Origin of the sequence: Clostridium weizhouense (assembly GCF_019431045.1) — a bacterium.
GTDB lineage: Bacteria > Bacillota > Clostridia > Clostridiales > Clostridiaceae > Clostridium > Clostridium weizhouense.
This window is the reverse complement of the sequence record NZ_JAHXPT010000013.1, coordinates 37,948-57,032: the sequence shown is the minus strand read 5'-3', so window position 1 is coordinate 57,032 and position 19,085 is coordinate 37,948. Positions and strand designations below refer to the sequence as shown.

At 27.5% G+C, this 19,085-nt stretch carries 24 protein-coding genes; 3 read left to right on the top strand and 21 right to left on the bottom strand.

Going from position 1 to position 19,085, the window contains the following annotated elements:
• Positions 1-21: 21 nt before the first annotated feature.
• The 17 genes from KYD98_RS14735 to KYD98_RS14660 all read right to left on the bottom strand — a co-directional run bounded on the left by KYD98_RS14735 (position 22) and on the right by KYD98_RS14660 (position 13,659).
• A complete protein-coding gene (locus KYD98_RS14735; RefSeq protein ID WP_219780814.1) occupies positions 22-1,272 on the bottom strand; it encodes an MFS transporter in 1,251 nt (416 codons plus the stop codon).
• Between the two features lie 77 nt (positions 1,273-1,349).
• Positions 1,350-2,006, bottom strand: coding sequence for a TetR/AcrR family transcriptional regulator (locus KYD98_RS14730; RefSeq protein WP_219780813.1), 657 nt, complete (start codon positions 2,004-2,006; stop codon positions 1,350-1,352).
• Positions 2,007-2,284: 278 nt separating this feature from the next.
• Positions 2,285-2,773, bottom strand: coding sequence for a TipAS antibiotic-recognition domain-containing protein (locus tag KYD98_RS18280; RefSeq protein ID WP_258049848.1), 489 nt, complete (start codon positions 2,771-2,773; stop codon positions 2,285-2,287).
• A complete protein-coding gene (locus KYD98_RS18275; protein ID WP_258049847.1) occupies positions 2,770-3,039 on the bottom strand; it encodes a MerR family transcriptional regulator in 270 nt (89 codons plus the stop codon). Before KYD98_RS18275 ends, KYD98_RS18280 begins: the two co-directional genes overlap by 4 nt.
• Complete coding sequence (locus tag KYD98_RS14720; protein WP_373368740.1) at positions 3,023-3,232, bottom strand: DUF2268 domain-containing putative Zn-dependent protease; 210 nt, start codon at positions 3,230-3,232, stop codon at positions 3,023-3,025. The genes KYD98_RS18275 and KYD98_RS14720 overlap by 17 nt, the downstream gene beginning before the upstream one ends.
• 394 nt (positions 3,233-3,626) lie before the next feature.
• Positions 3,627-4,475 carry a hypothetical protein gene (locus KYD98_RS14715; RefSeq protein WP_219780812.1) on the bottom strand — a complete coding sequence of 283 codons (849 nt, stop codon included), beginning with the start codon at positions 4,473-4,475 and terminating at the stop codon, positions 3,627-3,629.
• A 37-nt stretch (positions 4,476-4,512) separates the two neighbouring features.
• Positions 4,513-5,622: a hypothetical protein gene (locus tag KYD98_RS14710; protein ID WP_219780811.1), complete on the bottom strand. Its 1,110-nt coding sequence runs from the start codon at positions 5,620-5,622 to the stop codon at positions 4,513-4,515.
• 98 nt (positions 5,623-5,720) lie between these two features.
• Entirely contained in the window at positions 5,721-7,418 is a 1,698-nt protein-coding gene (locus KYD98_RS14705; RefSeq protein WP_219780810.1) for a recombinase family protein, read from the bottom strand.
• Between the two features lie 79 nt (positions 7,419-7,497).
• Complete coding sequence (locus tag KYD98_RS14700) at positions 7,498-7,944, bottom strand: recombinase family protein (RefSeq protein ID WP_219780809.1); 447 nt, start codon at positions 7,942-7,944, stop codon at positions 7,498-7,500.
• Between the two features lie 200 nt (positions 7,945-8,144).
• Positions 8,145-8,540 (bottom strand): hypothetical protein, encoded by a 396-nt coding sequence (locus KYD98_RS14695; RefSeq protein ID WP_219780808.1) that lies wholly within the window; start codon positions 8,538-8,540, stop codon positions 8,145-8,147.
• Positions 8,541-8,676: 136 nt separating this feature from the next.
• The gene (locus KYD98_RS14690) at positions 8,677-9,114 is read right to left on the bottom strand and encodes an amidophosphoribosyltransferase (RefSeq protein WP_219780807.1); all 438 of its coding nucleotides are present in this window, start codon (positions 9,112-9,114) and stop codon (positions 8,677-8,679) included.
• Positions 9,115-9,296: 182 nt separating this feature from the next.
• Positions 9,297-11,006 carry a DNA primase family protein gene (locus KYD98_RS14685; RefSeq protein WP_219780806.1) on the bottom strand — a complete coding sequence of 570 codons (1,710 nt, stop codon included), beginning with the start codon at positions 11,004-11,006 and terminating at the stop codon, positions 9,297-9,299.
• Positions 11,007-11,080: 74 nt separating this feature from the next.
• Positions 11,081-11,830: a hypothetical protein gene (locus KYD98_RS14680; protein WP_219780805.1), complete on the bottom strand. Its 750-nt coding sequence runs from the start codon at positions 11,828-11,830 to the stop codon at positions 11,081-11,083.
• 425 nt (positions 11,831-12,255) lie between these two features.
• On the bottom strand, positions 12,256-12,402 hold the full coding sequence (locus KYD98_RS14675; RefSeq protein ID WP_219780804.1) for a hypothetical protein: 147 nt from the start codon (positions 12,400-12,402) through the stop codon (positions 12,256-12,258).
• Positions 12,403-12,621: 219 nt separating this feature from the next.
• Positions 12,622-12,876, bottom strand: a complete 255-nt coding sequence (locus tag KYD98_RS14670; RefSeq protein WP_219780803.1) for a hypothetical protein — start codon at positions 12,874-12,876, stop codon at positions 12,622-12,624.
• 323 nt (positions 12,877-13,199) lie between these two features.
• The gene (locus tag KYD98_RS14665) at positions 13,200-13,364 is read right to left on the bottom strand and encodes a hypothetical protein (RefSeq protein WP_219780802.1); all 165 of its coding nucleotides are present in this window, start codon (positions 13,362-13,364) and stop codon (positions 13,200-13,202) included.
• A gap of 94 nt (positions 13,365-13,458) precedes the next feature.
• Positions 13,459-13,659 (bottom strand): helix-turn-helix domain-containing protein, encoded by a 201-nt coding sequence (locus KYD98_RS14660; protein WP_308462464.1) that lies wholly within the window; start codon positions 13,657-13,659, stop codon positions 13,459-13,461.
• Between the two features lie 157 nt (positions 13,660-13,816).
• On the opposite strand from KYD98_RS14660, the gene KYD98_RS14655 reads away from it, so the two are divergent.
• Positions 13,817-14,179, top strand: coding sequence for a helix-turn-helix domain-containing protein (locus KYD98_RS14655; RefSeq protein ID WP_219780800.1), 363 nt, complete (start codon positions 13,817-13,819; stop codon positions 14,177-14,179).
• A 26-nt stretch (positions 14,180-14,205) separates the two neighbouring features.
• Here KYD98_RS14655 and KYD98_RS14650 read toward each other — a convergent pair whose 3' ends face one another.
• From KYD98_RS14650 to KYD98_RS14635, 4 genes are all read right to left on the bottom strand, one after another.
• Positions 14,206-14,556: a hypothetical protein gene (locus KYD98_RS14650; protein WP_219780799.1), complete on the bottom strand. Its 351-nt coding sequence runs from the start codon at positions 14,554-14,556 to the stop codon at positions 14,206-14,208.
• A gap of 18 nt (positions 14,557-14,574) precedes the next feature.
• A complete protein-coding gene (locus KYD98_RS14645; RefSeq protein WP_219780798.1) occupies positions 14,575-14,889 on the bottom strand; it encodes a DUF960 domain-containing protein in 315 nt (104 codons plus the stop codon).
• A gap of 11 nt (positions 14,890-14,900) precedes the next feature.
• Entirely contained in the window at positions 14,901-15,194 is a 294-nt protein-coding gene (locus KYD98_RS14640) for a hypothetical protein (RefSeq protein WP_219780797.1), read from the bottom strand.
• 67 nt (positions 15,195-15,261) lie between these two features.
• Complete coding sequence (locus KYD98_RS14635; RefSeq protein WP_219780796.1) at positions 15,262-15,624, bottom strand: hypothetical protein; 363 nt, start codon at positions 15,622-15,624, stop codon at positions 15,262-15,264.
• Positions 15,625-15,872: 248 nt separating this feature from the next.
• Here KYD98_RS14635 and KYD98_RS14630 point away from each other — a divergent pair, with 248 nt between their 5' ends.
• Complete coding sequence (locus KYD98_RS14630; protein WP_219780795.1) at positions 15,873-17,222, top strand: AAA family ATPase; 1,350 nt, start codon at positions 15,873-15,875, stop codon at positions 17,220-17,222.
• A gap of 628 nt (positions 17,223-17,850) precedes the next feature.
• Positions 17,851-18,810: a DUF8370 family protein gene (locus tag KYD98_RS14625; protein ID WP_219780794.1), complete on the top strand. Its 960-nt coding sequence runs from the start codon at positions 17,851-17,853 to the stop codon at positions 18,808-18,810.
• Positions 18,811-19,085: the final 275 nt, after the last annotated feature.

Sequence of the window (19,085 nt, the reverse complement as noted above, 5' to 3'; positions counted from 1 at the left end):
TATTAATCCCTCTCTTTAAACTTAATTTAATTCCTCTATATTTAATTTATTGAAAACTTTTTTTGATATAAATACAATTATTACCCCTGCTAAAAATGATCCAAAAATTATTAATGAAATATTATTCTTTAATGCTTCAAAAAGATATCCATATATTAATTGTCCTATTGGTTGTGCACACATTCCTATGGCTAAACAAATTGAAATTACCTTTCCTATTAAATGTCTTGGTGTTTCACCTTGTATAAAAGCTATCATCTGAATACTAAATATAGTAGATACAATCATAATAAAGAAACAACTAGCAGTTATAACAATATATGATATAGTAGCTTGTACTTCAAACATAAGAGTTAATCCAATAGGAATTAAGGCTAATATATCAAAAAGTAGTATTATATAACTATTAGATATCTGTAACTTTTTAACTAATACCCCTGTTAAAACACCTCCAAATAAACCACCTAACGCTATAACCCCTTGTGTTAATCCATAAGCTTGACTCGACATGTTCAATGTAGTTGTAATAATTACTGGTATTCCTATTATTATCATTGAAGTTAAAACTAAATTAAAAAGTGAAATTATAATAATAGTTCTAAATAACACTGGTTTTTCTTTAACGATAAACCTTATACTAGTTTTTATATCATCCTTTACTATTGAAATTACACTATCTGTAGTTTCATTTTTTATATACGGTATTTTCATAATCATTTCTATAACTATTGCTACTATAAAACAAATTATACTTGCTATTAATATTTGTGTTAATCCATATAATCCATATAAAAGGCCACCTATTATTGGTCCAATTAAGTTAGCTAAAGCACTAACTTGATTAATAATTGCATTTCCCTTTAATAAATCTTCTCTATCTAATAAAAAAGGTAAGCTAGCTTGTACCGATGGTTGATATGCTCCCTGAATTCCATATAAGATCATTAACGTTATAATTATCAAGAATACTAAATTTGTACTTCCTATAAAAATTGTAAAACCAATCATTACTAATGCTGTAACGAAATCTAATGCAACCATAACATATTTCTTATTTACTCTATCAGCTATGATTCCACCAAATGGAGTCAGTAAAATCATAGGAATAAATGAGCAAGCTGATACTAATCCAAACAATGTAGCTGATCCTGTTTTTTCTAAGAGATATAATGGTAAAGCAAATCTTAAAATTGCATTCCCAAAAAGAGATATTATTTGTCCTATGACCATTAATGTAAAGTTTTTGTTTAAAAGTTTTATTTTATTTTCCATATTTTCCTCCTAATAAATATCTTTAGATACATTCATGCGGTATGTAAAGTTTTAAAATTAAACTGCCATACAGGCAGTTACTTTTTACTCTTTTCAATTATACTACGATACTGTTCCATTAATTTAAAGAATTCTTCATCTAATATTGGCATACCTAAACCTAATAATAACTCTTTTAAAAATTCAAATTTTTGTCTAAATTCTTCTTTGTTCACAAAGAATACAGATGGATTCATCCATACATTCATCAATATAATAAAACTTTCTGCAAGTTCTTTTGGATTATTAGTATTTATAGAACCATCATTAATACCTTCTCTAATAATAGGCTCTATCACATTTGGTACTATTTTTTCTACAACATCAAAAATCTGTTGTGTTAAAATTCTTGGATTTTTCATTAAATTAGGTGCAGCTTTAATAATTCTTTCTTGAGCTGGATTTTTTAAAGATTTAAGTAATATTTTTTTTAGCTTATCTAACCCATTTTCATAATTAATTTTTTCTGACTCTAAAATATCTTCGTCAGAACCTTTATAAATTCTAGGTATTACAGCTTCCATTATTTCTTCTTTTGATTTAAAATGATGATAAATTGCACCCTTACTTAAATCCCCTAACTCATCTACGATATCTTGAATAGTTGTATTATCATAGCCTTTTTTTAAAAATAAGTCCATCGAAGTATCTAATATACGATTTATTGTAATCTCTGGATTTTTATTTCTTGCCATTTCAATCTCCTTTACATACTTTCGTTCGGTATGTATTTACCGTATCATTTCTTTTTATCAATGTCAATACTTTATACTAACTTTACATTTCAAAAATCATACATTCATTTATAGATATTCTGATTTTTAGCAGTACTCATATACATTTCTAGTTAGAACTTTTCTTAAATTATTTCATCATCATAAAGCACATTACATATACTAAAATATTTTCCAAAATCTAAATATTCTTTTAAATTATATCTAATAATATAATTTTTATACTTATTAATAAATTATTATTCCCTTGTCTTACTTTTAAAATAGAAGTTGATAGCCTCATTTATATACTGAGCTAAATCATCACAAATACTATTGATATATGTCTTAAATCGTTCATCCTCTACATACATCAATCCTAAACACTGCAAGATTTCATTAGTGCAATTAAAAAAATTTTCTTTAATATAATTTTGCCACAATGAAATAAGATGCTGAACTTTTTTACAACTTGGAGATAATTCCATGCACTCTGCAATCTCTCCGAAAATTTCCCTTGCTTTTTTATCAATATTAGGTAATTTATTGTTGCGCTTAGATTGTTTGTCTTCAAATTCACTATAAGCCTGTGTGTTTTTAAAACGTCTCTCAACTTCCTCATGATATTCTTTTTGTTTAGCAATAATACTTGATTCATCAAATTCTGAAAAGCTTAAGTTTGACTTACCTTCTAATTTAGAATCTACAAGTTTTATTAATTTTTCAATACGTTTCTTCTTGAGAATCAATATTTCTTTATGTTTTTTAAAGCTTCTGTCTTATCAAACTCAGGATTGTGAATAATATCTTTTATCTGTTTTAGTTCAAATCCAATTTCTTTTAAAAACATTATTTGATGTAATGTTTCAATATCTTCATTGCTATAAAGTCGATATCCCGCCTCAGTATTATCTGATGGCTTTAGTAGATTTATTTCATCATAATAATGTAATGCTCTAACAGTAATACCTGTTAGCTTTACTATTTCATTTACAGTTTTAAGCTGACTCTTCATTCCAAAAAACCTCTATTTCCTTCAAAATATCACTTGCTGGTGTTAATGTAGCTTCTACAATTGATTTCCCTGTTTTTTTTAGATAATTCTTTATCATATGATAACCACAGGCATAACCTGCACAATAAGGCATTCCTTGAGGAAAAAATCCTTGTAGCTGTGCAAGCTCATCACCCCAAAGGTAAGCTGAGATATTATCAAAACCTGTTGTATTTAAAACATCTTTAATAAGGGTTTAATATACTTATTAAGAGTATTCATATCATCATCTCCTTTTAATATCAATATACACTATCACGCAACGTGAGAGTCAATATGTTTTTCAAAATAAATTTATCACAGTAACTTTCTCTGCTTATTCATTTAGTAAAAACAAGTGTAGGCAAAACTTTTCAACTAATATAGAACTTAATGGAAAAGAGAAAAAGCACCTATCCACCAAAGACTAGTGCTTCACTTTAGAATAAAATTAAAAAGCAGCCTTAAGCACGTCATTTCAATCCCTAAGACTAAAAACCTCACTTACTTATGGTACGGTTCTCCGTATCAGTAGTAAGTGCGGTTTTTATTATACTCAACTAATTTTATTATATTCCTACTTCTTTTATAAACTCCTCAACACTTATTCTTTGATTAAGTATAGTTGATTTTTGGAAAATCTTATCATCTGTTACAATAACATCATCTTCTCCTCTTAAGTATAGTAAATGTTGTATATCTAAGTAATCATTCATTTGTGCTAACTGACCATAATAACTTCTACCAAATCCATACATTGATTGACCTAACAAAAATGCTGTTAATTCTCCGCAATAATTATCACATAACTCGTCTACATCCTCATTAGTATACTCAATTTTAATATTATTAAGAAAAGGGATTAGATACTCTTTAATGTAACTATTTTGCCTTTTCTTTAAGGAATTATCATCTACAATAATATTATCTATATCTATTTCCACAGTTTTTCCTTCAGATTCCTTAAATTGCATTTTCATTTCTTTAAAATTCTCATTAAGTTTTATTGATATTTTTTTCTTTCTGTCCTTTAAATCTGATAAAACTTCTTTTTCATCTATACCGATATTTTCAAGACCTTTAATGTAACTTTCATAACTATTACTGCTTAACAGTAAACTTATTTTTTTATAAAATTCTTCTTTTTGCGCTTCAACAAATTCCAAATCAGAGATATCTAGTTTAAATGCCATTGCAATACACTCCGATGGAATATATGGATAAAACTTCATTTTACTTTCTACTATTTTAGTTATCAATGCTTTTCTTTTATTAAAACACTTTTCATCACTAGCACGTGATAATATCTCTTGAATTCCTAAAACAGATATGAAAACATTATCCATCTTAGCTAAGCGTTCTAGTTTATTAGCTAATGTATATATAGCATTTGTATCTAAATAAAACTTTCTACCCATAATCGTATCCCCCTAGATTCTAATAATGATGATTAATTTAATCATAAATAAAATGATTTAACTCATAATTCAATAAATTATGATATCCTATATGGATGTTACTATCATCTAACCTCTGATATCCGAAATTAGGATTTATTACTCTACGTTGTAATTCTAAAAGATAGTTGCATTCATGATTCTTTTTTTCTTTCGCAATTGACCTATTTATGTCAAAACAAGCTCCAGCAATTCCAATACCAACCCCTAGTAAATTTAATTTGTTTTTCATCGGTTCAGAAATTGTCTTAATTGATTCAATTACAGGAATAGCTATAGGAATAACAGCTGTTCTCACGCCTAAAAAACCAGATACTTTTATATCCCTCATTCTCTTTTTATATTCTTTTTTTGAATTCTTAATTTTCACTATATGTTCATTTAAAATATCAGCAATTATTTGCTTATCACAACAACTACTTAATGCATTATTCAAGTCACTAATACTTTGATAAAAATTTTTTCTTTCATCACCAGAATTATTTCTGAACTTTATTAACTCTTTTGGTGATATATTTATAATACTATTAGGTATTATTCCACTAATGGTTACTGCACTTAAAGCTGTTAAGTCATCATCTAAACATTCTGAATCTATTTTCCCTTCATATTGAAAGAAATTTCTTCCACACCACGCTTCTGAACTATCTGTTGATAGTACAAGATTATTTTTGTCTGCAATAACTCCAGCTAAATATAACATATATAATGACGCAATATCTTCATTAACCCCTAACCACTCTTTACTATTTATATTTTTAGATAAAATCATTTTTCTTAACTTTACATCAACTTTATCCTTATGCATATTTATATATTTATCATTCTTATATCTTGCTGTTTCTAATGCACATGCCCACGCCTTCTTTTCATCATTCATAAACTCCATAAATCCTTCAATTGAAGTTTTAGAATATTGTTTAGGGTCTATTGGCTTGATGAAGTCACTACATTCTATTAGCTCTCTTATGTTATCAGAATCTTTAGGGATATACCCCGATGGAACAATACGATAAACTTTATCCCATAGTATAGCTGCACACCAAAGCCACATAGGATTTCTAAATTCAATAGTCGGATAGTATAATGTAAAATTATTTTGATTCATCTCTCTTTTGCCTCCCATTAATTGTATTATTCACCCTTTATAAATACGTTTAGTTAATTATATCATCTTACTAAATATCCCACAAACCCCAATAATTTTTATATAGCAATATCTAAATTCAACACATTCAATCCAACATTCCTTAAAATAAAAGAAGAAGGAGTACCCTTTACAGATACACCTTCTTCCTTACTTAAATATTCTACTAAACTATCATTTATTCTTAGTTTTATTGATTCTATTTCCCTTAACTCATTTATTGAAATCGCTGATATTATCATGTGCAATAATTTCTTCTTTTGTTCTCTACTTTCACTTTCCATTAATACTTTACTAAAATTCTCTAATATACTCTTTATAAACTCATATGGTATCTCTTCGCTTACATCATCTGATAATGTAACTACTAGTGGAGCTTTCTGTTCTTCAAGAACCTTAACTCTACTATTTAACTCTTCTTTTCTCGTTAAAAACTCATCTCTAGTTATTATTTCATCTTCGTAAGCTTCAAATATTTTCTTCTTCTTTTTATCTAATTTTTCTAGCTCCTTATCAATACTTTCTAGCTCTTTCTTAGCTGGATTTATTTTTTTAGTTCTTTCTCTATTAACATTGCCTACTATAGCTTTAATCATTTTTTCATTGGAAAATAGTTCTGAAATCTTGCCAAAAACATAGTCATTTGCCTTATCAACTCTTATCGTATTAGAATTACAAACTGCTGTCCCTTTGTTCTTCCAATTACCACAAGCATAGTAGGCTATTCTTTTCTTTGTTCCATCTGCTAACTTATTTGTAGTCCTCATTATTACCATTCCAGCTCCACACTTAGGACACTTTAGTATTCCTGTTAGTGGGTATTCTCCATCGTAGATTCTTGATGGCTTTCCGACCTTACTTGCTAGTACAATTTGAACCTTATCCCACAGCTCTATATCTATTATAGCATCATGTACTCCATCAACTATTATTGGATTAGCATTTATATTTCTCCTTCTCTTTTCAGACCAATTTTGTCTTACATTATATCTTACCTTACCTATATAAACAGGATTAGTTATAATATCTTTTATTGAACTTACTGAAAAATTATTTCCTTTTTTAGTTTTATACTGCAACTTATTTAATTGACCTGTAATAGCTTTGTATCCTTTACCACTAGCATATTCATTAAAAATAATCTTTACTATTTCAGCCTCATTTTTGTTTATAGTTAGCTTCGTCTTTCTTCTTTTAGCTCCTTCCAATGCTTCTATTTGTACTAAATCATACCCTAAAACTCTTCCTCCACACCATTCTCCCGATTTAGCTTTAGCACACATCCCCATCTTTACATTCTGTGCTATTGTAGTTCTTTCAAATTCCCCAACTAATGCCATCATTTGAAACTGCATTTTTCCAGCTGGTGTATCAGTTTCAAAAGGTTCTGAATAAGACTTAAAAGTTATATTATTTTTCTCTAATAAATCAACTATTTTTAATGCATCAGCTAACCTTCTACTTATACGATTAATCTTCCATGAAATCACCATATCAAACTTCTTTTCTTCTGCCTCACTAAGTAAGTCCTTTAATGCCTGTCTATCTTTAATATTTTTACCACTAATTCCTCTATCCGAATAACACTTATATACAATATATCCGTTCTTTTCACACCATTCTATTAATAATCTTTGCTGTTCATCTATACTATATCCTTCCTCAGCCTGTTCAAGTGTTGAAACTCTACAATAAATTGCTACTCGCTTTCTTATTTGCTCCTTAGTTATATCATTAGTTAAAGTTATAAATCCCATAGCTACTCCTCCATTAATTTAATTAAAATAATGGTGTTATAGAAATACTGACTTTCTTAACACCATTATAAATTTATATTTAATTATCAAATTCTTTTTGAAACTCTATTATCATCTTCATCATTTCAAACTGCATTTTTCCTGATGGTGTATCTGTTTCAAATGGTTCTGAATATGAATTTAAAGTTATATTGTTTTTATGAGTAATGCTGATTATTTTCAGCACATTTTCCAGCTTTGTACCTAAGCATTTAAGCTTAAAAGTTACTAACTTATCAAACTTTTTATCTTTTGAGTCATTTAATAATTCTTCTAGTGAAGGTTTGTTATTCAGAAAGCTTGTTTCACTTAAATTATCTGAATAGCATTTATAGACTTCCAAGTTATTATTAATACAATACTCTCTTATTAACCTTTCTTGTTCCTCATTGCTATAACATTCTTTGTCATTTTGTTTACCATAAGGACTTACATAAATCGCAACCTTCTTTTTAGTTTCTACATTGTTATTTAAACTTCTTAACATAATTTTACTTCCTCCATCAATTTAATTATCTAAGCTTTTACCAAGTAAATAATATATATCTGAATCTAATTTTTATTACCTCCAATCTCTCCATTGGTACATCTGTTTTTATCTATATAATCTAGTATTATATCTGCTATTGTAGCTAATATTTCTTCTAGTGTATTTTCTTCTTTCATCCGTCTATCTCCTTATCTATTTTAATTATCTAAATACTTAATGATGTCATCTATTGGACACCTTCCACCTAAAAACTCTCCATCATACCCTAACCCCATTAGCTCAAAGTATGATTTTATTTTTAGATTACCTTCTCTATTATCTTTATCTAAACGGTTATACAACTTCCATAGCTCTCCTTTAAATCCAACTCTCTTATTAACAATTACTTTAAAATACTCTTTTCCTGCATTCCTTAATGGAATTATATTAGTTACAAATCCTTTTAACAGCTTATAACTAATACTACATATGTTATCTTCAAGCCAGCTATAAACTGGATTTACTGAAATTAAAACTTTTATAATATTATCTGCATTTATTGTTTCTACTAATGTATCCTTTTTATCATTTACAACTAAAATTGGCTCAAACATTCTCATTCCTCCATTAGAATTTAATTTTTTAATATTGTAATAGCTCGAAACCTAATTTTTTAATATAAATTTATATTTACTTAATTTTTAATAGTTTTTAAATAAGTTTCTAACCACTTTTACCACTTATTGTACTCTATTTTATTTTTATTACTGCTACTGGGTATTCTTCATTTAAAACATATTCAACTTCATTGAATGTTATAGATGTTCTATCGCTAAAATCTAATTCAAACAACTCACTAATTTCTCTAGCTAATCCAGCTGAATAAACCATTCCTTTAGCACCACTAATCTTTACATTAAATGAGCTATCATTACTAGGAAGTTTTTCACCAATAATAACACTATCTTCTGTATAAGCTATTTGTATTTTTTGCGGATTATTAAGTTTAGCTAGTAATTCTTTAGATAATGTATTTCTATTACCTGTTCTAGCCTTAACAATTGACATTACTCCTGCTTCTCCAGCAGTTCTACTCTTACTCTTAATAATTGAACCAATAGCATTCTTAAATAATTCCTCAGTCATTACCTCTTTGTTATTTATAGTGTTTGTTAATATGTTTTCCATGTTTTATTCCTCCTAGAATTTTATTATTTTTTATTTATAGTTATATTTTTTATATCTTTATAGATAGTGGCGAAGGGGGTAAAGGGGAATAGATTTCAGAAAAAATTCCCCTCAGAAATTGAATTTCTCTATCAAAAACTTTTTCAATTTCTCTACCCCCTTAACACCTTTGCCCCAAGGATTTAGAAATTTATTATAAAATCATCTGACTCACTCAGAAATTCATTCTTTAATGTCATATCTTTTAAATGCATATATCCATTAACTTTTTTATCAGAATATTTTTGACCATTTTTATCTAATGTAAGCTTGAAAAACTTCCAAAATTTTTGGCAACTCTTTGACCCTTTATCATCAATCCCATTCATTCTTATGTATTTATCATAAGCCATTATAACTTCACTTTTTTTAACACTTTCACCTTGCTTAAATGTTATGCAATCTTGACAAAATTTTAAAACAGGATTTTGGTCTTCTTCATATTCCTTTTTTGTATCTTGTATTGCCTTTGACCTAGAGAATCGGTAGTTATTAGCTCTCAACCTATGAAAACCTACCAATGCCCAGTTTAGTATTGCTGGTAATTCTTGCTTTAATCTTTCAAACAAATCTACCTCTTTATCTATATCAGTAAACTTACGTCTAAAAGGTATAATTTCTATCTTCCTATAAAATCCATGAGTATTATCCATTGTATCTGGAAGTGTATTTACAAGAAATAACAGCTTGCAAATAGGCATATACTTTAACGCCTCTTTATACTTTATTCGAATACTAAGTAGGTCTCCACTTATTATCGCCTTTATACTTTCAGTACTCATTTTAGTATTTCCTAACTCATTCTCTGTTGCTATATTTAATGTTTTTCCTATAATAGGTTCTAACCCAAATTGTTCTGAAAATTGCTCTAATGAAATACTAGAAACATTTGCTTCACCAACTAAAGTCATTAATATTTTTGCAAGAAGGCTCTTTCCATTTGAACCACTACCATAAAACATAAAGGCTTTTTCTGCCTTTGTTTCAGCAGTAAGGGAATAACCAAATACTTCTTGTATTACTTTAGCAAGCTCTTCATCACCCATAGTAATATCATTAATAACTCTTTTAAATAGCTCACTATTTGCTTCTTTATTATATATAATGGGAATACGTACACTTGATAGAAAGCTTGGATTATGCTCTATTAACTCTAATGTGTACAGATTAAGCATCCCATTCTCAAGATTTATATACTCTCTATTAGGATTTAACTCTTTTATCGTTGTTGCTTCTAGTGATAAAACTTTTAATACTTCTGATTCGTAAATACTTTGCCAAATATTGTTTTGAACTTCATGCATAAGATACCTAATTATCTTACCAACTATGTTAATATCTACAATTTCATAAAATCCTTTTGTGTTATATATAGAAAATTCTCCATTATTAAGTCTACCAACAATTATTCTCTTCATTAGATATTTAACAAATATATTGGCATTAAAATAGTAACCCTTACCATTTTCCTTCTTTAGAAAACCTATCTCTGCCATCCTGTTTTCTTTTACCATTTTTCTTATCTCTTCTTTATATCCATTGACAGGATATGTAGTACCTTTAGCAATGTCCTCTAAGCATTGTTCATATATTAAAGTAGCACTATCTTGTGAAACATCCGAAAAATGCTTCATGATTGAACAGAATATGTTTAACCCACCCTTTATACCACTACAAGCTGTAGCAATTATTTGGGAATTATCTGAGTAATTTAAACCTTTATCTTTAAGAATCTCTGCTAGGTTGCCACATTCTACAGGAATCTCTGTTATATTAACGTTAATAGGATAAATATATTCCTTGATTTCTTCATATATCCTAGCTTGATTGTCCTTAAAATTCTTTATCTTCATGTAAGCTCCTCCTTTGATATTATTGATGATATCATTTATGTGATACCATCAATATTTAATGGTATTTCTAGTGCTTATGCATGTTTTCTTATTACCCTTATGCTTTCAATATCAACATTTTCGAAAACATCATCATTATCAGCCGTATAATATGTAATTTCTGCTGTGCCTGAAATACCATAAAGCTTTCTTAGGTTAATGTGATTACTAGTTTCTTTACCTGTTAAAGCTTTGTAAAGCTTTCCAAATCTTGACTTAGGATAATTAGAAACATAATACTTCTGCTTCAACGAAAATTCTTTGATTTCACCATTTATTTCTTTGTGGAGATGGTAATGCACTGTTACTTGATTTGCTATTCCATAGCGTGATTCCACACATCTTTCTAAACTAATATGTTTAATTAAAAATTTAATCTCACCTTCTGGTATTTTTGCTTTTCTAGTAGTTATTTCTACTAATAAATCTTGTAATGAGTTAATACCATCAATATCATCATTGTTTGCTTCTTCCTCTTGGAAAAAGTCATCTTCTGATTCATCATCTTGTGAGTAATCATAGTTTGTTCTTGCTTGTCCTTCTTTATTGCTGATATTTGTTACAAAAATATTTTGAGGAATAATATTCTTCTGCATTGATTGGTATTTAGTATCCTCAATTACATCTTCCAAAACATTTTCTACTTTTGGGATTACTTCCTCTCTTGAAACAATACTTGCATTAGTTATTGAATTATTAGATGTACTCATTGTTTGTGTTACCTCTCCTTGCTTCATATTAGCTATTCTAAGTTTTTGTGCTTCTGTAAGTTTTTTAAGTGCCATTTTTATTCCTCCTTTAAACTTTTAATATGCTGTAAGGTTTTATCTATTTCGTATTTGTATATTATCATGCATTAAAGAAATAAAAAATTTTCATATTTCACGATTTTTATATGTATACACAAAAAAGATTTTCTAGCTAAATTACTTAGTCTATAATTACAAATGCTTTAAAATTATTTTATAATTGAAAGCTTCTGTTTTAAATTATTCTCTATTTACTCAATTTTTCGTAGAATTACTCCAAATTTAGCTTTTTATCTTCTTTCACAAACGTCGGATAACCCATATACACTTATAGACTAATAGCTTTAGTTTGATGATATTTTTAAATATACCTTATTATTTTGACAAAAAAATTTGAAGATAATTTTATTTATAAAAAATAAGAGATTTTGTTAGCATAAGCTTTCAAAATCTCATTATTATTACTTCCACTTCTTGGGTATAACTTCCCACAATGTTGCAAATTCTACACCATGTTTTTCAGATGTCCTTTTAGTAGCATCAGTTACATCAAAGCCTTTTAGTATAAGTAATATTATTTCAAGTACTAATATTGTTATTTCTTTCATATTTTTATTCTTCCTATACATTATTTTTCGCTTTTTTAGTGGTGGAGGGGCATAGGTGGGCATTGTTTTACAAATTTTTTTATTCTTCAATTCAAATTTTCTGTCACAGATTTTTTTGAAATTCTATTCCCTCTTTTCCCCTTCACCCCCAAAATTATTATTAAAAAAGAAACATCAATATCTAATTATTTTAGACATAAATGTTTCTTTTATTAATATTTAATATCCTCTTTGTTTTAAAAGATACCCTGCCGCTATCTTCATATCACCAGAGCTAGTTTGATAAATTCTTTTTAATTCATCATCACTTTTATTATCCATATTTCTTGCTAATTTTAAGATACTATTTTTATTTCTATCTCTCTTATCTGCTTCATTATTTACAAAATCTAAAAATTTTCTTGAAAGCTTTGCAGCATCATCATCGCCTAATTCTACTAATACTATTTCCTTTAACTTATTAAATAAACCCAAACTCTCATCTCCTGTTATCTATAATTTCTTTAAGTTTAGTCATCTACTTTTCCTGTTCCGTGACATTCTGGACATGGTATTTTGCCAGTACCACCACAAGCTGGACATGAGCCTTGTATTGTTACATCACTATGGTCATATGTACCGTAGGTTAATCCCTAATCCTCACACTTTACTATCTTTTTACCTCTACATACTCGACATGTTGCTTTCGCCATATTATTACCTCTTTTCTTATCTTATTTTAAAATATAAATTAATTTATATATTTTATTGCCATCCTATCCAATGCTTCAAATTGCATAGATTACTATACAATCTCATTATCTTTTAAATAACTTATATATCACCCATATTATAAGTGCTGGTATCCCAACTATCATAAAAATTCTTAAAATCATAAGCCCTATTAATCCAAATAAAGTTCCTAAGAATATTAATAACCATATAATTCCGAATAATATTAATGCATTAATTATAAACTTCATATTAATCCTCCTATAACAATTTCTGTTGATTAACCTACATGTATACTTTCTATCAACATAATAATGAAGTGCAAATTTAAAACTAATTTATTCCTTATAAAAATATCTTAATATCAAGCTCTAATGCTTGAGCTATCTTCTTTAGTGTTTTCAATGAAGGTGTAGTTCTTCCCACTTCAATATCTGAAAGAAAGGTATTAGATATTCCTGCTTTTTCTGCTAGCTCATATTGCTTTAAACTTTTCTTAAGTCTTTCACACTTAATTTTTTCGCCTATTTTATCCAAAATTACCACCCTCATGTTATTCATTATACGTTAAAAACGTAAATACACAATCGCTTTTACGCCAAAAGTATAATTCATACCATTTTTATCAAATTAATTTACATTTTATCTAAGTTTGTTTATACTTAATTTAATACGTTATTTACGAAAATTTGAGGAGGATGTTATGCAATTAGGAGATAAATTAAAAGCCATCAGAAAAGCTAAAGGTATTTCACTACAAAAGCTATCTGATATAACTGCTACAATACCAGAAGAAAGAATATCTGTATCATTTTTAAGTGATATTGAAAATGGAAGAAGTAACCCTTCAATAGATAGTCTAAAAATTATTGCCAATGCTTTAGATACACCTACTTCATACTTTGTTGAAGACTCACAAAATAATACATTTGGTGAAGCTATTAATGATATAAACTTCCTTCCTGTTATTGAACTACTTAAGGATTTTAATAATTGGAACATAGAAGATAAGCAAGAATTGCTTTATTATTTGAAAGCTAAAAAGGTAATTAGAAATACTAAATAGGTAATCAATTTTGTGTGAAAGGCTCTTTATTTTATATAAGTATAAATATAGCTATAAGCATCTTTTACTGGTATAAGTTTAATTGCATAATCAGCATAATCTAATGAAATTGAAAATAGAGTTTCTTTGTCGTAGCCAGTACCATTGCAGTATTCCTCTACCCTCTCAAAGCTTGAAAGAAGCTCAAATTGGAGGTAGTTTAGTTCCTGCTGCAGTTTCTCTAGGTCAATTTTTGAGCTTGTTTTTAGCTCCATTAGAAGGTTTGTTGGATTCCATTGGTTGCAAAGTCTTCCATCGTACCAATCTATTCTCATTGTTCCAACTCTCTTTGTTTCATCAATTTTAAATACCATTCCCTTTACTAAATCTTTATTCATTTCTACCACTCCAATCTTTTAATATTCTTCTGCCAATAACATAGTAGCGTAATCCCCACTATCAATAACAAATACTTTTTCACTAATAGGATTATCTACATTAAATAAATACTCTTTTTTATACTCTGGTACTTCCTGTGAATGAGTAATACTAAGGTTGTACTTTTCATTATTAGTAATATGCTTGAACCTAAACACTTGTAAATAATCCACCTCTATGTTTTTATCCTCCTTTAATGTATCAATTAAATTCCATAGTAATAGTTGCATATGAATGCTTAATGTTTCATTAACTCCTCTAGTAATATAACGACTGCTCTTATTTTCAAACATTTTTACTCCTCCTACTTTTCATTTAATATTTGAGATAATTTTTTTATAAAATCCTTTGAGAATACTCCTTCAGTTATTGCTTCTTTAATTAACTGTAATAATTGTTCTTCTGTTACATCCAATGAACGTGGGATATATCTTTCTGCTGACCTAATAGTATCTTTGTAAAGGCTAAACCTAATTTCATCTCTTTTTATAGCTTTAATAAATATCTTTTCAATGCAATAGGTATAATCTTCATCAATTACTTTGCCTTGACTAATTATCTGACAGTAATTAGTTTCTTTTATTACCTTTCTTGTCATAGTAACCTCCTATGTCTTTGCAAATAATAAAAGCCTTAATCACCATTGTATTTGGTAATTAAGGCTTTTAATCAATAATATAATTTCTTAGATTTTCAGGTGTTAGCTCCAATGGAATTATTAATGATATAGCATAATCATTATTACAAAGTATTAGAGAATTAGTATATACCTCACTATTGCTACATACTATCTTATCTACATACTCAGCTATAACAGTATTGCAATCAATATATGTTTTTTTCTTTATTTGTCTAAAATCCTCTTGCTTATCTACAACTATAACATAACCTCCATTATCCTTGTATTTATCTCTATTATATCCGTATTCTGAGTCTAGTATTTGTAGTGTTTCCTTTATCTTTTCTTGTACCTCCTGTGGCATAGTTTTTAAAACTCCATCTTCCCTTAAATAAGCTATTTCTATCATTTTAGTACCTCCTATGAAATATAAAAACCTCCTATCTATACTTTAAATATATATAAGAGCCTCATTATAATAATATATATTTTCAAATTTATTTTATTACTCTTATTCAATATCATTTCACCTCCTTCAATACAAAGTGATTTTTTCGTATTTAAAACATTATTTATCGTAAAATCCATTATTAATTATTGACATAAGTGATTTTTTCACTTATTATATACTTATAAGAAATATAGGAGGAAAATCCCATGCTTATAAAAGTTAAAATTGAAAACTTTATGTCAATAGGTTCACTACAGGAATTTAGTATGCTAGCTGGAAAAGCTAGAGGAAAACGTGAGCATTTATTAACCAGTAAAAAATTAAATATTCTTAGATTTAGTGCCTTATATGGAGCAAATGCTTCTGGTAAATCTAATTTTATAAATGCTATAGATTTTTCACAAAAAGTTATACTAGAAGGGCTTCCTAAAGGATTCACTCAAAAATATAATAGAGCAAATAAAGACAATAAAAATAAAACAAGTCATTTTGAGTTTGAAATTAAGGTAGATAATAAGTTCTATAATTATGGTTTTGAAACATTACTTAATGAAAATAGTATAACCAAAGAATGGCTATACGAAATAAATCAAGATTCTTCATATCTTATATTTAATAGAGATTTGACTAAAAATGAATACTCTATAGGTAAATATTTCAAAGATGATAACATTCTAAAACGTGTTAATATATATTTTGATGATACAAAAACAGATGAATCTGCTCTATTTTTAAGTGTAATGAATAGGGATAAGTCTGAACTGTATAAGACTAAATCAGAACTAATAGTCTTCAAGAACATTTTTAATTGGTTTAAGTTTGACTTAGATATTAACTACCCTGATAAACCATTTTCAAATTACTCATATTTCATGACTAAGGCTAATTCTGAAGAAATATTTAATACTATTAATAAGTTTGGTACAGGCATAACAAATTTTAAAATCATAGATGCTAAACGTGAGGACATTGCGAATTCTGTTCCTGATGAATTATTAAAAGATGTTCGTGATAATATTGAAAAAGAAATTATCCGTGCAAAAAAAGAATCTATTCCACCTACAGAAATAGGATTACTTTTACGTGGTGATAAAGAATTTTTCATTTTTGAGGTCAATGAAAATTATAATATATTAACAAAGACAATTGAATTTGAACATGGTTCACATGGAACATTCAATATTTGTGAAGAGTCTGATGGTACAAGACGAATTTTAGAATTAATAGAAATATTATTTTCGGAAAATAATAACAGGATATATATAATAGATGAAATTGATAGAAGCCTTCATCCGCTTTTAACATATAAGTTTATTGAATCATACTTAAATTCTTTAGGTAAGAAAAACATTCAACTTATTGTTACTACACACGAGTCACGACTTCTTAACTTTGATTTATTAAGACGTGATGAAATTTGGTTTGTAAATAAAAGTGCAAATAATGAATCAGAATTATACTCGTTAGAGCAATTTAATGAGCGTTTTGATAAAAAAGTTGATAAATCTTATTTACTTGGAAGATATAATGCAATTCCAAATTTTAATGAGGTGTAATTTCATGGATAATATAGGGAATTTTTGCAAGCGAAACTTGCCTAAACGTATAATTTGCAGACATATATATATTTTTTATTATGACGATTCTAAAACACTTCGTCACTTAAATGATATTTCTAATGAGTTATCTAATATGCATAGTCCTTGGTCACTAAGGCACTATGCATTCCAATCAAATATTACTTATCATGAAATACTAAAAAAAATTAATACTCCCTATCACAAATATGATAAAAGTTTAGATAAAATTTGTATTATATACAATAATAATTTATATCTGAAAAATGCTAAATTAACAATTGAATATTTTTCAGATATATGCAACTTTAAAACATGGTTAACAACATTTCAAACTTCTTAAAATTCCTGTAGTTTACTACAGTTTATATATAGATATTAAATTTTATATGGAGGTGATAATATAAAGCCATTAGTATTTTATTTTTAAAAAATAAAATAAGCACTAATACCGCAAATATCAGTGCTTAAATACTTACTTATCTACATTATATCTTTATGAGAACCGTAAGTACACTATTCATACACAGTAATAGTGTATCATATTCTCATAAAAAATTAAATTAAATTTTTTTAACATTTTATGTTATATTTAAGGAGGAATTCGATGCACTTTAGCAATTTTTTTAATCTTAATCTTAATGGACATGAGGATATTGACTTTATTGATATAAATTTAAACACCGATATAAAGTTATTTATCGACCCTTGTATTATTGAAAATTCAAATGATTCTTTTTCAAAAGAATGTTCATATGTCATAAATAGTTTCTTTGATTCTATTTTTAACTGTTGCACTTCTAATAATGATTATGAATTATATAAATTATTAGACTTTGGTCATGAACCTAATGAAACCAAATTAGGTCTTTCCCGACATCAATCAAGTGGTAAAGGAGCAACTTCCAAAGTATTATATGATATTTTTAAAGAAGTCTCCAATAAAAATCTTATTAAGGATGGTATTATTGCTAATCCAATGGATTTATGCGTTTTTGTTGATAACTTTGCAGAGGACAGACTATCTGACCTCCTAACCAATATTCTTAGAAAAAAACTCTACGATTTTACCAAATTACAATGCAAAAAACTTAATATTCCACTAACTGATAAAAAACAAGTATTAGGTTGTTATTGGGACCCTCATTTAAATTGTTGGAATACACTAGAAGACTATCCATTAAAAGCAAATAACTTACTGTTACTTTTAGTTCCTAAAACCTTTGTAAGACCTAACTACTTTTATTCAGTTAGCCAGTATCTTCAACATAAAGTTCTAAGCCAGAGGCAAACTTATCATCAAGTTAATCAAACAAGTTTAGCAAAAATAACTTACGATAAGCATGGAAATGTAGTGTTTAAAAAGCCATCTAAAAAAAGTATCTATACTGCTGAAATAAAGGGTCATCCCCGTAAATCTTATGCTCAAATTTATTCAAAGAAAAATCCTGATACACTCAAAGACTTTAGAAAATATATGCTTCAAAAATCGTTGTTACCTGAAGCAAAACTAAGTAATGAAGAACTTGACAGAATAGTATATAAAAAAAGTGTCAAAATATCTTAGTTTGTTACTCTAAATTCTGTCCATTATCTAAAAATTTATTCATAAGTTTAACAATTAACTTTAAAGGAAAACTTATAGGGTTTTAATATTAAATCTTAATTTATTCATTTAAAATATCGTTGATTTATCTTGCCTTAGTCAAATGTATAAATTAACTTTTGAACTTAAAACCCTATATTTCCTTTAAAGTTAATGCTTAATTTAAACTTAAATACCTAATACAGTTATAAAACTTTAATATTAAATTATTTAAGTTTACTCAATAAATCAATTAT